This is a genomic window from Chitinophaga horti, assembly GCF_022867795.2.
Taxonomy (GTDB): Bacteria; Bacteroidota; Bacteroidia; order Chitinophagales; family Chitinophagaceae; genus Chitinophaga; species Chitinophaga horti.
Window position 1 is genome coordinate 5,098,976 of sequence record NZ_CP107006.1, and the last position, 18,608, is coordinate 5,117,583.

The 18,608-nt window shown below is 50.0% G+C and carries 17 protein-coding genes; 2 read left to right on the forward strand and 15 right to left on the reverse strand.

Translation table 11 applies throughout. The features are described 5' to 3' along the window. Positions 1–108 precede the first annotated feature (108 nt). The 13 genes from MKQ68_RS20500 to MKQ68_RS20560 all read right to left on the reverse strand — a co-directional run bounded on the left by MKQ68_RS20500 (position 109) and on the right by MKQ68_RS20560 (position 12,980). The gene (locus tag MKQ68_RS20500; protein WP_264280723.1) at positions 109–2,838 is read right to left on the reverse strand and encodes a BamA/OMP85 family outer membrane protein; all 2,730 of its coding nucleotides are present in this window, start codon (positions 2,836–2,838) and stop codon (positions 109–111) included. Beyond that, entirely contained in the window at positions 2,819–3,580 is a 762-nt protein-coding gene (uppS, locus tag MKQ68_RS20505) for an undecaprenyl pyrophosphate synthase (RefSeq protein ID WP_264280724.1), read from the reverse strand. The genes MKQ68_RS20500 and uppS overlap by 20 nt, the downstream gene beginning before the upstream one ends. Positions 3,581–3,754: 174 nt before the next feature. Then, on the reverse strand, positions 3,755–4,624 hold the full coding sequence (porG, locus tag MKQ68_RS20510) for a type IX secretion system protein PorG (RefSeq protein ID WP_264280725.1): 870 nt from the start codon (positions 4,622–4,624) through the stop codon (positions 3,755–3,757). Between the two features lie 53 nt (positions 4,625–4,677). After that, positions 4,678–5,565 carry an NAD kinase gene (locus tag MKQ68_RS20515; protein ID WP_264280726.1) on the reverse strand — a complete coding sequence of 296 codons (888 nt, stop codon included), beginning with the start codon at positions 5,563–5,565 and terminating at the stop codon, positions 4,678–4,680. Between the two features lie 25 nt (positions 5,566–5,590). Then, entirely contained in the window at positions 5,591–7,006 is a 1,416-nt protein-coding gene (locus MKQ68_RS20520; protein ID WP_264280727.1) for a BamA/TamA family outer membrane protein, read from the reverse strand. Between the two features lie 15 nt (positions 7,007–7,021). Next, a complete protein-coding gene (locus MKQ68_RS20525) occupies positions 7,022–7,684 on the reverse strand; it encodes a CBS domain-containing protein (protein ID WP_264280728.1) in 663 nt (220 codons plus the stop codon). A 169-nt stretch (positions 7,685–7,853) separates the two neighbouring features. After that, complete coding sequence (locus MKQ68_RS20530) at positions 7,854–8,612, reverse strand: alpha/beta fold hydrolase (RefSeq protein ID WP_264280729.1); 759 nt, start codon at positions 8,610–8,612, stop codon at positions 7,854–7,856. Positions 8,613–8,736: 124 nt separating this feature from the next. Then, positions 8,737–9,279 carry a CvpA family protein gene (locus tag MKQ68_RS20535; protein WP_264280730.1) on the reverse strand — a complete coding sequence of 181 codons (543 nt, stop codon included), beginning with the start codon at positions 9,277–9,279 and terminating at the stop codon, positions 8,737–8,739. A 3-nt stretch (positions 9,280–9,282) separates the two neighbouring features. Further along, positions 9,283–9,735 carry a GatB/YqeY domain-containing protein gene (locus MKQ68_RS20540; protein WP_244844950.1) on the reverse strand — a complete coding sequence of 151 codons (453 nt, stop codon included), beginning with the start codon at positions 9,733–9,735 and terminating at the stop codon, positions 9,283–9,285. 72 nt (positions 9,736–9,807) lie between these two features. After that, positions 9,808–10,158, reverse strand: coding sequence for a gliding motility protein GldC (gene gldC / locus MKQ68_RS20545; protein WP_264280731.1), 351 nt, complete (start codon positions 10,156–10,158; stop codon positions 9,808–9,810). A gap of 32 nt (positions 10,159–10,190) precedes the next feature. Then, positions 10,191–11,288, reverse strand: coding sequence for a glycosyltransferase (locus MKQ68_RS20550; protein WP_264280732.1), 1,098 nt, complete (start codon positions 11,286–11,288; stop codon positions 10,191–10,193). Between the two features lie 114 nt (positions 11,289–11,402). Continuing rightward, positions 11,403–11,834: a hypothetical protein gene (locus MKQ68_RS20555; RefSeq protein WP_264280733.1), complete on the reverse strand. Its 432-nt coding sequence runs from the start codon at positions 11,832–11,834 to the stop codon at positions 11,403–11,405. Between the two features lie 69 nt (positions 11,835–11,903). After that, a complete protein-coding gene (locus tag MKQ68_RS20560; protein WP_244844964.1) occupies positions 11,904–12,980 on the reverse strand; it encodes an ABC transporter permease in 1,077 nt (358 codons plus the stop codon). A 653-nt stretch (positions 12,981–13,633) separates the two neighbouring features. On the opposite strand from MKQ68_RS20560, the gene MKQ68_RS20565 reads away from it, so the two are divergent. Continuing rightward, on the forward strand, positions 13,634–14,629 hold the full coding sequence (locus tag MKQ68_RS20565) for a terpene synthase family protein (RefSeq protein ID WP_264280734.1): 996 nt from the start codon (positions 13,634–13,636) through the stop codon (positions 14,627–14,629). Positions 14,630–14,680: 51 nt separating this feature from the next. Here the strand turns inward: MKQ68_RS20565 and MKQ68_RS20570 are convergent, their stop codons facing one another. Next, positions 14,681–15,829, reverse strand: coding sequence for a glycosyltransferase (locus tag MKQ68_RS20570; RefSeq protein WP_264280735.1), 1,149 nt, complete (start codon positions 15,827–15,829; stop codon positions 14,681–14,683). Then, positions 15,826–16,635, reverse strand: a complete 810-nt coding sequence (locus MKQ68_RS20575) for an alpha/beta fold hydrolase (RefSeq protein WP_264280736.1) — start codon at positions 16,633–16,635, stop codon at positions 15,826–15,828. Before MKQ68_RS20575 ends, MKQ68_RS20570 begins: the two co-directional genes overlap by 4 nt. A gap of 84 nt (positions 16,636–16,719) precedes the next feature. On the opposite strand from MKQ68_RS20575, the gene MKQ68_RS20580 reads away from it, so the two are divergent. Next, the gene (locus tag MKQ68_RS20580) at positions 16,720–18,513 is read left to right on the forward strand and encodes an acyl-CoA dehydrogenase FadE (RefSeq protein ID WP_264280737.1); all 1,794 of its coding nucleotides are present in this window, start codon (positions 16,720–16,722) and stop codon (positions 18,511–18,513) included. Positions 18,514–18,608 lie beyond the last annotated feature (95 nt).

Genomic DNA, 18,608 nt, shown 5'->3' on the forward strand with positions numbered 1-18,608 from the left:
AAATACCATGCCCTAAGCCGATTGTCCTCCATTCTCTACACCAATGGCCCGGATTCGCAATATATAATAATTTGAAAAATTCAGCATTCCCTTTTTCGTCCATCTCTGTTACTCCGGTTCGAAGCCGAGCATGAAGGTGAACTTAGCCGCATCTTTCAATCCACCGCCCGGTCTTAACCTGTCAAGACCAATACCGTAGTCGAAACCTAACAGGCCGAACATCGGCAGGTAGAAGCGTGCACCCAAACCAACTGATCTGCGCAAACGGAACGGGTTGTATTCTTTAAAGTCACGATAACCGTTGGCTGCCTCGATAAAGGCCAGACCAAAGATGGTCGAGCTCGGGTTCAGGCTGAACGGGTAACGAACCTCCATCACATATTTGTTGAAGATGGTGAAGCCCTGGTAGCCGGCAGGCTGCCCGCTTTCCGGGTTCAGTTTCGGGTTGGAAGTGTAATATAACGGATAACCACGCTGCGAAATGATATCGCGGTCATATACGGCAAAGTTACTCAAACCATCACCACCCAATTCAAAACGTCCGAATGGCGAAAGTGTTGTGCGATCATTGTAGCTGCCGATGTAACCAAACTTGGTCGCCACTTTCAGTACCAGTGATTTATTGTCGCTACCGGTCGGCTTGGTCAACGGAACATACCATTCCGCGTTCAAACGATATTTCTGGTACTCGATAAATTTAAACTGATCTTTAACAGGTTCGTTCTTGTAATTCCTGTCCTGGTTAAACAAGGAGTAAGGAGGCGTGAACTGACCGAATACCATGAAGCTGGAACCGCTACGCGGGAAGATCTGCTGATCCACAGAAGAACGTGCCAGTGTTAAACGGAAGCTCAGGTTATTAGAGATACCGCTATCGAAACCGGAAATGTTAAAGTAGTTGAAGTCTTTCAGTTTGTAACGCTGATAGTTCAGTGAGTACATCAGGGAGAAATAGTCATCCGGCCATTTCAGCTGTTTACCCAAAGAGATGGAACCGCCCAGTACGCGGAAGTAAGCGCCGGGGTTGCTAACGGTCTGACCATAGTACTCGGCATATGCGTTCGGGTTCTGGAAGGTGCTGTAGAAACTTACAGAGAACGGGTTACGTTTTTTACCGCCTAACCATGGTTCTGTGAAAGAAAAGTTATAAGAACGGTACGCCTTACCATTGGAAGAGATACGTACAGACAGTTTTTGTCCGTCGCCGCTCGGCAAAGGGTCCCAGGTTTCTTTCTTAAAGATGTTTTTAATAGAGAAGTTGTTGAACGTTACACCGAGGGTACCGGTCAAACCGATATAACCGCCCCAGCCAGCAGACAGCTCCAACTGATCGTTCGCTCTTTCGACAACGGTGTAGTCGATGTCAACTGTACCATGGTTGGCGTCCGGCACCGGGTTGATACCGATTTTCTCCGGGTCGAAGAAACCGAGGTTGGAAATCTCACGCTGTGAACGGATCAGGTTAGCACGGCTGAAGTCGTCGCCGGGGAAGGTACGTAACTCGCGGATCACTACGTGGTCGTTGGTTTTTTCGTTACCTGCCAGGGTGATCGCGCTGATCGTTGCTTTTGGTCCTTCTCTCATACGGATCTCGTAGTCGATGGTGTCGCCACGAATACCGATTTCCACCGGGTCGATCTGGAAGAACAGGTAACCGAAGTCCATATAATAACCGGTGATGTCGCCGCCTTCCGGGCTCATTTGCTTACCGAGGCGTTTTTCCAGCAGTTCCAGGTTATAGATATCTCCTTTTTTGATACCGAGTATGCGTGACAATACGGAGTCGCTGTACACGGAGTTACCTTTATAGGTGATGTTACCGAAGTAGTATTTTTTACCCTCTTCCACCTGGATGTCGATGTTGAGGTTATTGCGGTACGATGGATAAGTGGTATCGCGCACGATCACCGCATCGCGGAAGCCCTGAGAGTTGTAGTACGCTACCAGCTTCTCTTTATCCTCAAAATATTTTCCGTCGTTGAACTTGGCGTTGGCAAATACGTGAAAGCGGAAGTATGGGTCCAGCGCTTCCAGTGTTTTGGTGGCAGAGAGGAAACCCATTTCTTTCCAGTAATCAGGTTTTACCTCGTTGCTGTCAACATAAACAGTTTTATCGTCCGGGTGCAGGGTGAAGCGGCTCATCTCCTTGGTACCCTTCATTTTTTTCTTCAGCTTGTTATCGGCGATGTTATCGTTACCAACGATGTGGATGTTGTTAACGCGAACTTTATTGCCTTTGGACACGTGGAAGATTACCTTGGCGCTGTTTTGCAGGCGCGCGTCCGGCACTTCTTCAACACGGGTGGTGATATTGCGGAAACCTTTTTCGGCGTAGTAAGCACGGATCTGGCTAACGGCATTCTGCTTGAGGGCTTCGGTTACCACCTGGCTTTTGCGAAGGCCTATTTTGGTTACCAGTTCGTCCTTTTCAGATTTTTTGATGCCTTTGAAATCGAAATCGCTCATACGGGGTTTTTCCGTGAGTTCGATTTCGAGCCAGATCTTGTTTCCTTCTATTTTGGTGATGTAGATAGCGATGTTGGAAAAGAAGCGCTGAGACCACAGCGTAGAAATTGTTTTGGAGAAGTGGTCGCCCGGGAGGATCACTTTATCGCCCACGTTAAGTCCAGACAGCGAGATCAGCAGCTGTTTGTCGAGGAACTGGGTACCGGAAACGGCAATGTCGGCTATCTCGTACTGTTGGGGGTTATCCAGGTCAAGAGGCACCGCTTCAGGCCTTTTTACCGGGATCGTATCTTTCTGCTGGGCAGACACACTCATCCCGGCACTGCAACATAACACGAGGGCCAGTAAGCTCTTAGGAAACAATTTCTTCATTCTGCTGTATTTGATCGCTTGTTTTGCCAAAACGACGTTCTCTGGTTTGAAAATTTAAGATGGCTTCGTATAGGTTCTCTTTTCTGAAGTCAGGCCAGCGCGTATTGGTGAAATACAGTTCTGCATAAGCCAACTGGTAAAGTAAGAAGTTACTGATACGGCATTCTCCACTAGTCCTTATCATTAATTCCGGGTCCGGGATTTTCGCGGTGCACAGGTATTGTTCCCAGACCTCTGGTGTTACGTCCTCTGGTTTTAACTTGCCATCGCGGGTATCCTGCGCGATGTTGCGTGCGGCCCGTACAATTTCCCAACGGGCGCTGTAACTCAACGCCATTACCAGGTTCAAACCGGTATTGGCCGCTGTGATGCTCATAGCTTCCTCCATCTCCTGGCGGGCATTGCCGGGTAGCATTTCCATATCCCCGATTACATGTAACCGGATGTTATTTTTGGAAAGGGTGGCTACTTCCTTACGGATGGTATTCACAAGCAGTTCCATAATGCCATTCACCTCATACATGGGACGGTCCCAGTTCTCAGTAGAAAAAGCATACAGGGTCAGATACCCAACCCCTAATTCGGCACAGGCTTCTACGATGTTCCGCACACTTTCCACTCCTTCGTGATGCCCATACAACCTGTCCTGACCGCGTTCTTTTGCCCAACGGCCGTTGCCGTCCATAATTACGGCAATGTGACGCGGCAGTCGCTGCAGGTCTAATTGATCCTTCAAACTCATGTATGTAGGCGTGTTAATACAGATTTACTAAAAGTGTGCAAAGATACAAAAATACCCTTATGTCGCTACCCGCCAAGAGAGGGGGTGTGTTTTAACGTAGTTTTAACGGACGAGGAGATATAAGTTAAAAATTATCCACCTGCGTAAAGCGCAAATGCACAATGGACGGGCTTATCAGAATCTGCATTTATAAGAAGTAAAGAGGATGCCAAACGTTATTTCAATCGTAGCAAAATGGTCCCGGTCACGACTGTTCCCACGCTGCCTGCCCGCTACACCGATCGTTTCCCCAACGGCTGCAGAACGGTCTTGTAAGATAGCTGCCATCGACGGCTGGCCGGCAGGGTTTAACGCGAAGTTTTCGACGCCTATGTAGGTGGTACTTACGTCGTCGAGGTAGTCGGTGCCGGTAAAGCGGTACAACACCTCCACCCCCAGGTTCAGGCGGTGATTGATGCTGTATTTAACACCGCCGCCAATGAGCCATGCATAGGAAAAAAGGCCATATGGCTTCCTGTCCGGATAGGCGGCCATGCCCTGCCCCTCGGTGTGCATGGGTTGCAAAAAGTATTTGTTACCCTGGTACAGGGCGTAAGGATTGTAGTGGAACATGGAAATGCCGCCTGTAAAGTAAGGTGTAAAGCGGTACTCCTCGCTGCCGGGCTCGAATCGGAAGAAGTTGAAGTCGCCCTGGGCACCCAGTTCAAATATATCGGAGTTAAAGCTCAGATTACGGCTCCTTTGAAAATCGTTGGTGTTGTATACGTCGGAGTAGCCCAGCTGCGCGTACCGGAAGTGTAGCCTTGCACCTACGTAATCGTTGAAGTATTTACGGTAATACACTCCCACCGTGGGTTTGGTAGCGTTAAGCGCGTAGCGGGTATTAAGATCGCCAAAGTAATGGGCGCCACCAGCAGTAAAGCCAAGTTCGCCGGTGTACTGCAATTCCTGCTGTGCACTGGCGGTACTGCCGGTAAGGCAGAATAAGGTAATTCCGAGCCCAAAGGCCTTTAAACACTGCAAATAGTTGATTGGATGACGCATAAACAAGACTAAAAACGTAAAATAAGGCTTTTTGGTATTCCGCAAAGCCGCGCTTACTTCCCGCGATTACGGGTATCGATACCCCAAAGCAGTTTGTTACGCAGGGTGTGCAGGAAGTTGGCCTCGTTAAGCCGCAACAGCTTCAGCGAAAAACTTTCTTTCTTCACCGCGAGCTGCACCCGGTTGTCTATAATCTCCATACGCGAATCGAGGGTGCAGATAAACTGGTCGCTCCGGCCTTCTATCTCGAAAGAAAGCACCTGGTCATCTGGTATCACGAGGGGTCTCACATTCAGGTTGTGCGGGGCTACGGGGGTGATTACAAAATTGCTCGCCTCGGGAAATACGATCGGGCCACCGCAACTAAGTGAATAACCGGTAGATCCTGTTGGCGTAGCCACAATAAGGCCATCGGCCCAATAAGTGTTCAAAAACTCGCCGTTGAGGTACGTATGCACCTTCACCATGGCGGATGTATCTTTCTTATGGATCGTAAACTCATTGAGGGCGTAAGGCACATCGCCGAACAAGGGTATGCTGGCATCAAGGTGAATGAGGCTCCGCTCGTCTACCACGTAATTGCGGGCTACCAGCGATTTTACGAGGTGATGAATGTCCTCCCGGCCGGCGTTGGCTAAAAAGCCGAGGCGGCCGAAGTTTACGCCCAGTACGGGAATATCTTTATCACGCACGAAGGTAACCGTGTCCAGCAGGGTGCCGTCGCCGCCCAAACTGATCAGGAATTCTATTTTAGCGGTGAGCCCGGCGCCGTCGGAAAAGGTTTCCACGTGGCGGTTGAGTTGCACATGTTGGTGCAACTCTTTGTAGAAAGGCTCATAAATGACAGGCGTAATCTCCTGACGCAGCAATTCATCCAGCAAAAGCCTGATGTCGTCTATGTCGTCTTCATTAAATCCCCTGCTGTAAATAGCAATTTGCATGCGCTGAAATAGTTGACGTTAACGGTTACATGTCCAACTTAGCGTGTAAAAATAGTCCTTTTTCGCCTAACTGGTTAAGGCTGTATTCGAACCGGATCGCCGTATCGTAGAAAGACACGATCTCCAGCCCCACTCCGCCGCTGTATAACATGCGGTTGTTCAAAAAGCCGTCGCCGGGGTACTTACTGTAGGTATAACCCGCATCGACATACGTTTTTGCGAAGATGCGCAGCGGCACCTGGCTAAACTTACGCGGCACCAGGGGCACCCGGAAGCTTGTATTGAGCAGCTGCTGCCGCAAAGTGGATTTAAAGATCGCAAAACTGGTGCCGTCTACCACATAGTATTCGTATCCCCTTAAATAATCATCGCCATAGCCCATGGCCTTTTGCGCCACATAAGGCTGCTCGTCCGACAACTTTGCCTGCGCCCGTATACCCAATGCACCAAAGGTTTTAGGCGCCAGCTGCCAGTACCTCGCACCGCGAAACCGTATGCGCACGTTATTGATATCGTCCAGGGGCGCGATGCCCGTCTTCTCTAATTCCGCCTGTACCGACACACCTTTCAACGGGAACTGCCAGCTGTCGGCCTTCACGTACGAAACGCGGTACAACAGGTTGAGGTAGCGGGCGCGGGTGCGGCCACCTCCGTAGTATTGCGGGTTACGAATAGCTACCGAATCGTGCACACTATCGTCGTTATACGTGAGGAATGCCTGGTGGCGGGTATTGATCGCCCGGCGGTAGGTATAACTGACGCCGGCCGAAAAGTTGCGGCGCAGAAATTCATCGCGGGTGTAGAAGTGTTGTTTGTTCAACGCGGTACTGTCGTTTACCTCCCGGTTACGGCTATAGGAAAATGAAAATCCAATGCCGTGACGATAACGCTTATCCACATAAGGCAGATCGTACGACAACACGACGCGTTGCGTGTAACCGGCCTGTATGTCCGCTTTGATTTCGTCGTTACGACCGGTCAGGTTATCCTTTAACACCTTAACGCCGAGGTTTACACGATCGATGCTGCCCTTTTGTTCTACCAGCCACTGGTTGAAGTTACGGTCGGCCAGCTTAAAGATGGGAAAGGCAAAGGTGTACCAGCGCTCCCACACTTCAAATTCGATGTCAGCTTCGTTACCTGTCCAGTTTTTTACGTTGGAGGTAACGTTGAGGAACAGGGAAGTATTAAGCAACTGTTTACGTCTTGTTTCGAGGGTGGCGGATAATTCTTTTAGTTTGATCGTGTCGCCCGGTACGGTACCAAGCTCGCGTAAGATAACGGAGGTGCGTGTTTTTTTGTTACCGGTGATAATGATGTGGCGGATAACGATGTATCCTTCATCGCTCACTACCTGCATGGGTTGTACGGCTTGCGCTTTACAGGGCAGTACAGCCGCCGTGTACAGGCAGAGCAGGAGAATGTGAAGGTATTTGTACATGCTTAATACTGGCGACTACATGCTCAGGTAGGTCATGAGCAGTTCGTAATTTTTCTTCACCAGGTCTTCTTCCAGCTCTTCGCTGAAAGTGTATTTGATAATATAGTTGAAGCGCTCGAAAGTAGCCACTAATCCCTGTAAGTCCTGCCGGTTGGTTTTAAGCAGCACTTCCAGTTTACCGGTAGCGGGATTGGTGATAATGTTAACTGCCAGTAATGTAACGTCGTTAGACTCCGCGATGCGGGCGATTTCGGAAAGGCTGTAGTCGCGCGGACCAACTTCCAGCACCACGAGGCCGCCGGGTTCCTTTACACCGTTGTACATGGCCAGTACGGCCAGCAGATTATCTTTTGTAATAACGCCCAGGTATTCATTGTCGCGGGTAACGACCGGCAGGGCCGAGAGTTTGAAGTCGTAAAAAAGTTTCAGCGCTTCATAGAAGTGAGCGCCTTCCATCACCGCTGGTTTAAACTGCGCTACCTGTGCAGCCTCCAGCAGCAGGTCCGGATCTTCCCAGTCCATAATATCATCCTCCTCCACTAACCCAACGTATTTGGCATCCGTTACCATGGGCAGTTGCGTCAGATGATATTCGTTCATCAGTCGCAATGCTTTGGCTCCGGTATCCATCGGGTGCAACACCGGAATTACAGATGATATAAGTTCCTGGGCCAGCATAATGTTCATTTGGATTGTACTGCAATAATAACAAAGAATATTCCAAACGCAGAAACTACGTGTAAAAATTACAACATCCGGCACGAAATGGCATAGCAGTCATATGCGCAGGAAGTGAACATAGGTATAATGTTCCTGCGAAGAGATAACGGCTGAAACGGCGCGCTTATTATTTAAGCTTAGCGAGGAAGGCTCCCAGGATGGCGTTAAATTCTGCCGGTTGCTCCATCATCGGTGCGTGGCCGCATTTATCAACAAAGTGCAGTTCTGAGTTCGGGATCAGCTTTTTGAACTCTTCACCCACCATTGGCGGCGTGATCGTATCGTTCTGGCCCCAGATCAGGCAGGTAGGCACGGTAATGTCCATCAGCTCGTCTCCAAGGTTGTGGCGGATGGCCGATTTCGCCAGGGCAATAATCTTAATTACTTTCAGGCGGTTGTTCACGATATCGAAAACCTCGTCTACCAGCTCTTTAGTAGCGATGGCCGGATCGTAGAAGGTGAGCTCTGTTTTCTTCTTGATGTATTCGTAATCGCCTCTTTTCGGATAAGTTTCGCCCATGCCGTTCTCGAACAGGCCGGAGCTGCCGGTGAGGATGAGTGATTTTACGTTCTCCTGGTGCTTCAGGATATACACCAGCGCAATGTGACCGCCCAGGGAGTTACCCAGGAGGTGGATATTTTGATAATTACGGGTTTCCAGGAATTTATGCACATACTTGGCCAGCCCGCCTACAGAGGTATCGAGAATATTGAGGTCCCACAGCGGCAGCAAGGGCACAACCACCTTATGGGTTTTTCTGAAATGCTCCACCAGGTCCATGAAATTACTTAGTGCGCCAAACAGCCCATGCAGTAATATCAACGGTTCTCCTTCACCTTCCTCCACGAATTTAAACTTACCCTCTGTTTTGATTTCGTAATTCATCGCCTAAGCTTAAAAGTCAATTTTGCGCTAAAATAATTCTTTTTCTTAATTCAAATAATCTTTGAAGCGAGCAATCTACGCAATTCGGAGCCTCCACCGGACCCAAAAGCCCCTTCTTTCGAAGCTATTTACCGGCTGCATGCGTGGCGGCGTTTTCAAAGAAAGCTTCCAGGTCACTGAAAATATCCCGGAAAAACGGCAATACCGTCCCAATATGCTTTACCACCCAGGGGCCAATCTTCTCTATATAAGGATATACTGCCGATTGCAGCTTTGTTTCAGGACTCAGCCAGTATAACTGGTTGGCGATCCATAACATTACGCTGTAAATTATAATAAATATTGTACTGTAAAGCAATATCCCGCCCAGTTTATTTACCCAGCCGAGCAACACCAGCTCCACCATCTTTTCGAGAAGGTTGGCGCCAAGCCGGATAAGCAGCACTACGCCCAGGAACAGGAGAACGAAGGACAGTACGGGCAACCAGCGGGTATTCATGCCGGCATGTTCCTGCAGGTACACGGACAGGGTGGATGACAGCTTTAACGCTGCCGCCAGCCCGATCATGCAGGCTACAAACGAAAATACCGCCACGATGAGCCCGCGGGTAAATCCCCTGTATATGGCAAATACCAGGATAATGGCGAAAATGATGTCTATTGCCATGGCTTACTTTGCCAGCAATTCTTTTACCAGTGCGGAAATGACTTTACCGTCGGCTTTACCGGCCAGCTGTTTGGTAGCCACGCCCATCACTTTGCCCATGTCGCCGGGGCCGGCAGCGCCTACCTGGGCAATGATACCCGTGAGTACCGTGCGGATTTCAGCTTCCTCCATTTGTTTAGGCAGGTAACGTTCGATGACGAGCAGCTCCTCTTCTTCTTTGGCGGCCAGGTCTTCCCGGTTTTGCTGACGGAAAATATCGAGGGAGTCTTTTCTTTGCTTGGCAAGTTTCTGCAGCAGCTTCGACTCTTCTGCTTCGGAGATGTCGCCATTGGCGCCTTCGGCGGTTTTAGCTACGAGGATAGCGGCTTTGATGGCGCGCAGGCTGCGCAGGTCTACTTCATTCCTGGCCAGCATGGCTGCTTTTATAGCGTCGTTTATAGTTTGTTCTAACGGCATAATGGTTTGTTTAAGCTACGTTCGGTTAACCGGGTCTCTTTGAAAGGTACCTGTAAGATGCGATATTTTTTACTATCGCTTTTCCTCCTCCTTCAGTTTTTCCTCGAACTTTTTATAGAAGCTCTGGGCGAAAGCGCGCAGGTCGTTGCTCATATCATGATAAGGCGTGGCACGCTGGAAGGTGTCGGCCATGGTCATGAACGTCTGGAAAAAGAAGTCCGCCATCTCGTCTACCATCATCTGTTTGGTCCACAGGTCGATGCGCAGTGCGGTTTTCTCTTCTCCGTCCCAAAAAGCCAGCATCATCGCTTTGGCTTTATTCATTCGTTCGGCGGTATTGTCTGTGGCATCCCACTCAATTTTCTCTGGCACTTTTTGATCATCCAAGCCAACATGTATCTGGATGGTAGAAGTTTTACTCATCTTGGTCGTAATTTTGAACGGCAAAAATAGCGTTAATTGTTGATCACTGGCGTTTCTGGCAACATGAGTTCCCACACGGCGGCTGAAAACCTTTGCCAGCCTGCCTCTGCGGCCGTTGGCGGAATTTGGGACAGCAACCGGTTACGTAACATCTCGTCTTTGTAAAGCGCACCCATTTTCTCCGCCAGCTCGTCGATGTTACCCGTCTCGGCGTACAACGCAGCTTCGCCCCCCGCTTCCTGACCGGTACCGCCGGCCAAAGCCACTACGGGCACCTGGGCCACCTGGGCCGCCAGTACCGGCAGCGCCACGCCCTCCTGCGTAGCCACGTGCACTACGGCATAAGCCGAGGCGATCAACCGGGCCAGCCGGTGCGAGGTCGCATCCTTTACCCACACTACATCGTCGCGGTAACGATAGCTGGCCAGCGAATCTGCCAGCTGTGCACCTGCGCGGGTAGCGCGGCCTGCGATGACGAGCTTCAGGTTACTGTGCAGGCGGCCTTTCAGTTTGGAGAAGGCTTTTAGCAAGGGCAGTATGTTATTATCGGGATGAAAGGAGCCCACTGCTGCGAAGTACTCCACACCGCCCGTCAGCTCGCGTTTAAACTCCTCGCGTTCCTCCCATTCAACCGGGCGAATTGCCGAAATAGACCCGGGAGCGAGGGTATGCACGCGGTCTTCCAACCCGGGATGTTTGTCCAGCACCTGCTGTTTCATCCAGTTAGAGAGGGTGATGACGCCCCGGTAGTTACCAATATATTTTTCGGCGTCTTTTGAGCGGAGGGGAGCTGCCTGGTGCATCAACACCAGCCAGGTAGGAACGCCGGCGCGGGTGGGCAGCACATCGTCGATCACCAGCGCAAGGTCGGCCTCGTACTTTTTCACCAGCGAAGGCCAGGTATAGTTTCGCCACCACCATTGCCCCATCGCACCGGTGCCGGCCACCTTCTCCACAACGGTAGCATTAGCCGGCAAAGGCAGTTTCTTCTGCCATGCACTGTCTACCACCAGGAAGAATTGCACCTCCGGGTGCTGACCGCACAGGGCATACAGGAAATCCCAATACACATGACCGGTATCGGCGGGACTATCCACCAGTAACCAGGAAGCCTGAATGATTATACGCATAATGGTTGCAAACCTAAGGAAAAATGAAGGTGCCGCCAACGCCCCCTACTCCCCAAAAACAAAAATCCCCCCGCCAGCCGGCAGGGGGACTTCCTATACAAAATACGGCAAGTATTAACTTTTGTTGAACACGACGAATTCGATTTCCTTTTTGTTGCTGGGCTTCGATTCGGAAGTAATGATCACCTTAACGGTTACTTCATTTTTGCTCGGCAGGTTAATCACACTCGTTTCGGTGGTAGCGGCGCTGCTTACGATCGCATCGTTCTGCGTCAACGGCGTATTGCTGAATTTCACGGTCGCCTGCATGCCAATACGCACACCCTTAGCGGGCATTTTACTCGTTACTTTCACCTGGAAGGGGAACGTTGCCGCCTGGGCCGGATTGGTAGTAGGTGGCAGTACCACATTTACCAATTCAACTTTCAGATCTTCTTCATTAGGCTGAGGCTCGCCACCGCCGCCGCCTTTGCTGGACTTTTTGCAAGCGGTAAATGCCAGGGTGAACACACAAAGTGCGGCAATAAGGTAAGGTTGAAGTCGCATATTTTCAGTTAGTATATTACTCTAAAATTAGAATATTTATTAATAAATAAAAACTAAATCGGCTGCAAGCTACGCTATTTTCCCTTTCACGTCCATGGCATCGCGCAGCCCGTTACCTAACAGATTGAACGCCAATACCAATATCATTATTGCCACGCCCGGGGCCAGGGCCAGCAAAGGGTTATGGGTAATGATAAAATTGTAGTTTTCTTTGATCATCAGCCCCCAGGAAGGCTGCGGCGGCTGTACGCCCACGCCGAGGAAACTTAAACCGGCTTCCACCACGATGGCGGTAGCGAAGTTACTGGCGGCCACCACCATTACAGGGCCGAGGATATTAGGCAGGATGTGGCGGACAATAGTGCGGAAATGACTGTACCCCAACGCCCTTGTGGCCTCCACGAACTGCAGCTCGCGGATGCTGAGCACCTGCCCGCGGATGATGCGCGCCACGCTCACCCACATGGTTAATCCCACGGCGATAAACACTTGCCAGAAGCCTTTGCCCAGGGCCAGGGTGATGGCAAATACGAGCAACAGGGTAGGTACCGACCAGATCACGTTGATCAGCCACATGATCACTTCGTCGGTTACACCGCGAAAATACCCCGCTACGGCGCCCAGCAAAATGCCGATAGACAACGATATCAATACGGCGATACTGCCTACGCTCAGGCTTACCCGAATGCCTACCAGCAACCGGCTAAGGATGTCGCGGCCGAACTTATCGGTACCCAGCCAGTAAGTGCGGGTAATGACGCGGGGCTCCGTGATATACCGCTCCTCGGCGGTGGTGGCTTCATCTACATACTTTTGAATGATCACCGTATCGCCAGCCACGCGGTAGCTGCGCAGTGGCACAAAGACGTAAGCAGATTCCTGCCCGTTCGTTAGCCGGCTAAAAAAACCGCGTCGTGCGACAGGCTGCTGCTTCGGTACGGCCAGCATCTGCACACTGAACCCCGGCTTCTGACCACTTACCTCCAGCACCATTTCGTTGGCGTACGGCGAATGGTCGGGGGCGAGCAGGTAGGCGAATATGCCGGTGAGGATCGCCAAACCGATAACCACCAGGCCGCCGATGGCGCCTTTGTTGCGTTTTAACCTGCGCCAGGCCTGCTGCGAAAAAGAGGTGGTTGCGGACATAGTTTGCAAGTTTACTTAATGCAGCGCAAACTTTCATATTTTTTGACTTCCTGCGCCCCGGGTGCTGTGACCAAACGAACTTTCGTGTGATATAGCAAACGCATCTATCTGACCGTCAAAACTTTTTACATTAGATCAACAAATAACGGCGTTGCCTATACGGTCAAGCGACTGTAAAGCATTTTATAAACATCACTGCAAACATAGCGCAGTAGCCGATTTACCACACTGTATCATTAGGGCGGCACACAAAAATTGTATGTGTTATTCTCACTAAATGGCCTAAATTAATATTCAGACACAGCCCAGTTTAGAGAACATCAATTGCATCATCGTGACCAGTTAAAAAGACGCGCTTAAGACACCGTTTTCATATTTGTAAAAAAAGGACAATAATGACACGCTTCAACTAAAAGAGCATGAGACACAGCCCATGCTGTTAGCACTATGTAACAGCATTGCTTAAGACACAGATCCAGCTTTAGTAACCATCTAACAAATCACACATGATGCACTTTAACTAAAGGGCCGCCATGCCTTTTAGCCATTGGTAAATCATACAAGCTTAAGACACAATGCCCACTTTTTATATCGAAAAGGGACAATGACCTTTTTGTGCAATTTTTAATTCGTTAACCATTAAAATTAATGCTATGCCCGTAATTCAATTACCGCAGATCTACTGCCCGTTTCCCTCTGCCATCAACCGTTTTGCCGACCAGGCCGACGCGCACGATACGCAATGGGTCCAGCAATTCGGATTGGTACAAACCGAAAAGGCGAAGGAACGTTTCAGAAGAGCGAAGTTTGCAGCCCTGTCATCGAGAGCATTTCCCACAGCAGGCCGTAAAGAACTATTTATTGCAGCAGAATTTAACACCTGGCTTTTCTTATTGGACGACAAAAACGATGAGTCCATGTTCGGCAAAATGGATTTCCTCGACATGATCCATTCCGCCGTGATGGCCATTTTGGACAACCGCATGGTAATCGCCCCAAAAGAAGTGACTGCACTTACCGAAAGCTTTGCCGACCTGTGGTCGAGAATGAAAAAGATCAGCACCCCGTCCTGGCAACGCCGCTTCGTACAAAGTATGCAGGATTACCTCGACGCCTGCATCTGGGAGGCCGGCAACCGCATTCGCCACGAAAGCCCGTCCGTAAAAGACTACATCGAAAAACGTCCTTACACGGGCGCACTTTTCGCCGACCTTGAGCTGATCGAGATCGTAGAAAAGATTTACCTGCCCGAACGCGTGTACGCACACGAAACGGTGAAGCAACTATCACTCGCCTGCAACAACGTAGTGTGTTGGGCGAACGACATCTTCTCGTTCGATAAAGAAAGACGTCATGGGGATGTACATAACCTGGTGCTGGTACTGAAGGAAGAACGCGGCCTGTCACTCTCCGAGGCGCTGGATGAAACAGCGCGTATGCACGATGCGGAAATAGAAAGGTTCATCACGCTCTCCAACAACCTCCCTTATTTCTCAGAAATCATCAACCAGGAGTTAGAAAGATATGTGGCGATCCTGCGCGCATGGATGCGCGCTAACATGGACTGGAGTTTTTCGGACACGGCCCGTTACCAGGTGCACGTAACCGAATCTGCTACCGGTAAATGGACGTTCTCAGAAAAGATCTAACCCCAAAAACGGCCGGTGGTTGCGGATGCACAAAACGTAGCTGCCGGCCTATCATTTAACGGTCCGTCCCTTCCATTTGTAAGAACCGAACTTACCCAGCCAGCCGGCTGCGATTACATACAGGATATGAAACGGCTGCCCCGGAATGAAAGAGGGAAGTAAAGATTGTTTATCGAAGAAACGCGCTACCGGCGAAAGGAACAGCAGCTCCACCACTACTTTGTACGCCATCAGCCACAATAACCACCACCACAGGAACGGGTTAAAAATGGCTGCCACCGCCAGTACGACGAGCGCCACATTCCAGAAGTACACCAATGCAAGTACACGCGTAATACGTTTGTCCTCGTACTTATCGGCCTTCGACGACCAACGGATGCGCTGGTTCATGAAGTCGGAAAAATCATCTACCGGTAACGTACGTACGATCGCTTCTTTACTTTTGATGTACACGACGCCATCGGGATAAGCGTGATAGATTTTGTACATCAGCAGCATATCATCCCCCGAAGCAATCATATCAATCCCCATAAAACCACCTACTTCAAAGAAGGCATTTTTCTCGTAAGCGAGATTAGCGCCATTACACATGGTACCGCTCTTCAGGTAGGCCATAGCCCCGGTAATACCCTGCATGGTCATAAAATCGAGCGACTGGCAATGTTTGAAAAAGTTATTCTCCTTATAGAAACTAACTGGTGCGGCAATAAACTTCGGGCGGGATGTTTCGTAACAACGCACGAACGTTTCGATCCACTTTTCTTCCATCACACAATCCGCATCGGTGGTCATGATCAGGTCGCCGGTGGCTTGTTCGATGGCCAGTTCAATCGCTTTCTTTTTGTAAGAGTTGAGGCGTTGCGCTTTATCGAGATGATCGGAAAGCCGCAATAGTTTTACGTTTGTTGCGGGGAAATTTAATACGACATCCGCCGTGCCGTCTTCTGAAAAATCATCTATGACAATGACTTCAAAAAGATGGGCGGGATAGGTTTGCCGTGTAAGCGCATCCAGCAATGGCGGCAGGTTCCCGGCTTCATCACGCGCGGGGATGATCACGGATACTTTCGTGGTGCCGGGAGTGGTGTGTGCCTGCGGATTAAATATGGCGAGCTGTTTCCAGCCGTAAAAGTAAGTGAGCATTAAAACACCGTACAACACTGCCAGGGCCAGTATGGTGATGAGTAGCGCGTTCATCATTCAGTCGAAATATTATTTTTTATTATGGCGCCCAGCGTTTCAGATAGTAACTGGTGTCCTTTGTTTAAAACTATGATTTTGCAGGGGAAGGTGCCGTCGGAAAACCGGTAGCCTAACACGGGCGGTATAACCCGGTCGTATTTCCCGAACATCATTAACGTGGGAATATGATGTTTCGCGAGCAGTACCTTACATCTCTTTCTGGAAGGCATCATTCTTCGCAATGCCGTCCATACGGTATACACCAGTTCCCGCTTCTCCAGTTTATCCATACTGTGAAAAGCAAATTTGTACACACTTTGATTGATCATCCCCAATCTGTTCGTGAGGGTGAGCAGGCGGAAGAAAAATGCAGGATGATAAGTGGTGTGCTTAAAGATTCGGTTGCCCCAGCGCGTTTGCGTCACAAACATGTGCCAGGGATTGTTTTTGAGCCCGTCCGGCGCGATCAGTACCAGGTGGTTAATTTGTCCGGCCATCCTTTCTATGATGCATAACGCAAGTCGTCCACCCATACTATAACCCAGTAAAGAGAATTTTTGTTTGCCCTGGTGTTGTAATATTTTTTGGAAGATGTTGATAAGATCCTCTTTTTCGAACGTGCGCTGCTCCTGCCACACCGTTTCGCCATGAAAAGGCATGTTGAGCGCAAGCAGGGTAAACTGATCGCCCAGGCTGCTTTGCAGGCATTCGAAATGGGCGGCATTTTCGCCAAAACCATGCAGACAGATAAGCAGCTCCGGGCCGTTGCCGTAGGTAACCGCATGAAACTTACTGTGTCCGTATGGTATGAAAAATGAAGACATTGTTAAAATGAGATCGCAATTTTAAACAACTTTTGCCATTTGGTACAATCTAAGTAAATTAGAAGAAGACAAAAATTAAGCACGATGGATACCGCGGTTACCAACAAAGCAGCTTTAAAAGGCGCCGAATTTATTGTTAAAGAAAGCATTCCACAGGACGTTTTTATCCCAGAAGATTTTTCGGAAGAACAACAGATGATCAAAGAGATGGCCGAACAGTTTGTGGCTAAAGAAGTTACACCTGTACTCGACCGCCTCGATAAACTGGAAGAAGGCCTGATGCCATCGTTGCTCGATAAAGCCGGCGAACAAGGACTATTAGGCGCAGCCTTTCCGGAGGAACTGGGTGGACTGGGCAAAGATTTTGTTACCGCCACCCTCATCAACGAAGCACTGGGTGCCGGCCATTCGTTTTCGGTAGCCATGGCTGCCCATACCGGCATCGGCTCCTTACCCATCCTATACTTTGGTACCGACGCACAAAAACAAAAATACATTCCCAAACTGGCCAGCGGCGAAATGAAAGGCGCCTACGCACTTACGGAGCCCAACTCCGGCTCCGACGCCCTGAGCGCCAAAACCACCGCAAAGCTATCGGCCGACGGTAAATACTACCTCCTGAACGGACAAAAATGCTGGATCACCAATTCCGGTTTCGCGGACGTGTTTACCGTGTTTGCCAAAATCGACGGTGATAAATTTACCGGTTTTATTGTTGATAAAGATACGCCGGGCTTTACGCTGGGTGCTGAAGAACATAAGATGGGCATTAAAGGCTCCTCTACCCGCCAGATTTATTTCCAGGACGCACAGGTGCCCGTGGAAAATGTACTCGGCGAAATCGGTAAGGGCCACCTCATCGCATTTAACATCCTGAATATCGGCCGCCTGAAACTCTGCGCCGCCGCACTGGGTGGTACCAAACAAAGCATCTCCATCTCCGTACAATACGCGGCTACCCGCGAACAGTTCAAGCAACCGATCGCCAACTTCGGCGCCATCAAGCACAAACTGGGAGAAATGGCCATCCGCACCTGGGCATGTGAGGCCGCATTGTATCGTACAGCGCAACTCATCGACCAGAAAGAGCATGAACTACTGGAAGCAGGCAAACCCTTTAACGAGGCACTGCTTGGCGCTGCGGAGGAATATGCCGTGGAGTGCGCCATGCTGAAAGTAAACGGCTCAGAGGTGCTCGACTTCGTGGTGGACGAAGGTGTGCAGATTCATGGAGGTAACGGCTTCAGCGACGAGTATGTGATTTCAAAAGCGTACCGCGATAGCCGCATCAACCGTATATTCGAAGGCACCAACGAAATCAATCGCCTGCTCACACTCGACATGACCCTGAAGCGCGCCATGAAAGGCAAGATCGACCTGATGACGCCGGCCATGAACGTGATGAAGGAGCTGATGAGCATTCCCGACTTCGGCAGCGACGACGAAAGCGCCTTTGCCAAAGAACTGAAACTGATCGGCAGCTTTAAGAAAGCGATTCTGCTGGCCGCGGGCGCTGCTGCGCAAAAGCTCGCCATGAAACTGGAGAGCGAACAGGAAATACTGATGAACATTGCGGATATGGCCATCGAGACCTTCGTGGCCGAAAGTGCCCTGTTACGCCTCATCAAACTGCAGGAGCAGAAAGGCGCGGATGCTGTTGCCCTGCAAACCGATATGGTACGCACCTACCTGTACGATGCGGCAGAACGCATTCATAAATCCGGCAAAGATGCGATTAATGGTTTTGCAGAAGGGGATGAGCAAAGAATGATGCTGCTGGGCATAAAACGCTTTACCAAAGCAGAACCGTTCAACACAAAAGAAGCCCGCCGCCGCATAGCGGATAAACTGCTGGCAGACAATAAGTACGCCTTCTAACTGGTCAACAACAATACAAAGAAGAAGCGTTGCGCAGGTATTTGGCGCAACGCTTCGCTATTTCATAACTAGTTCCCGCTCAAGTATTAATCATT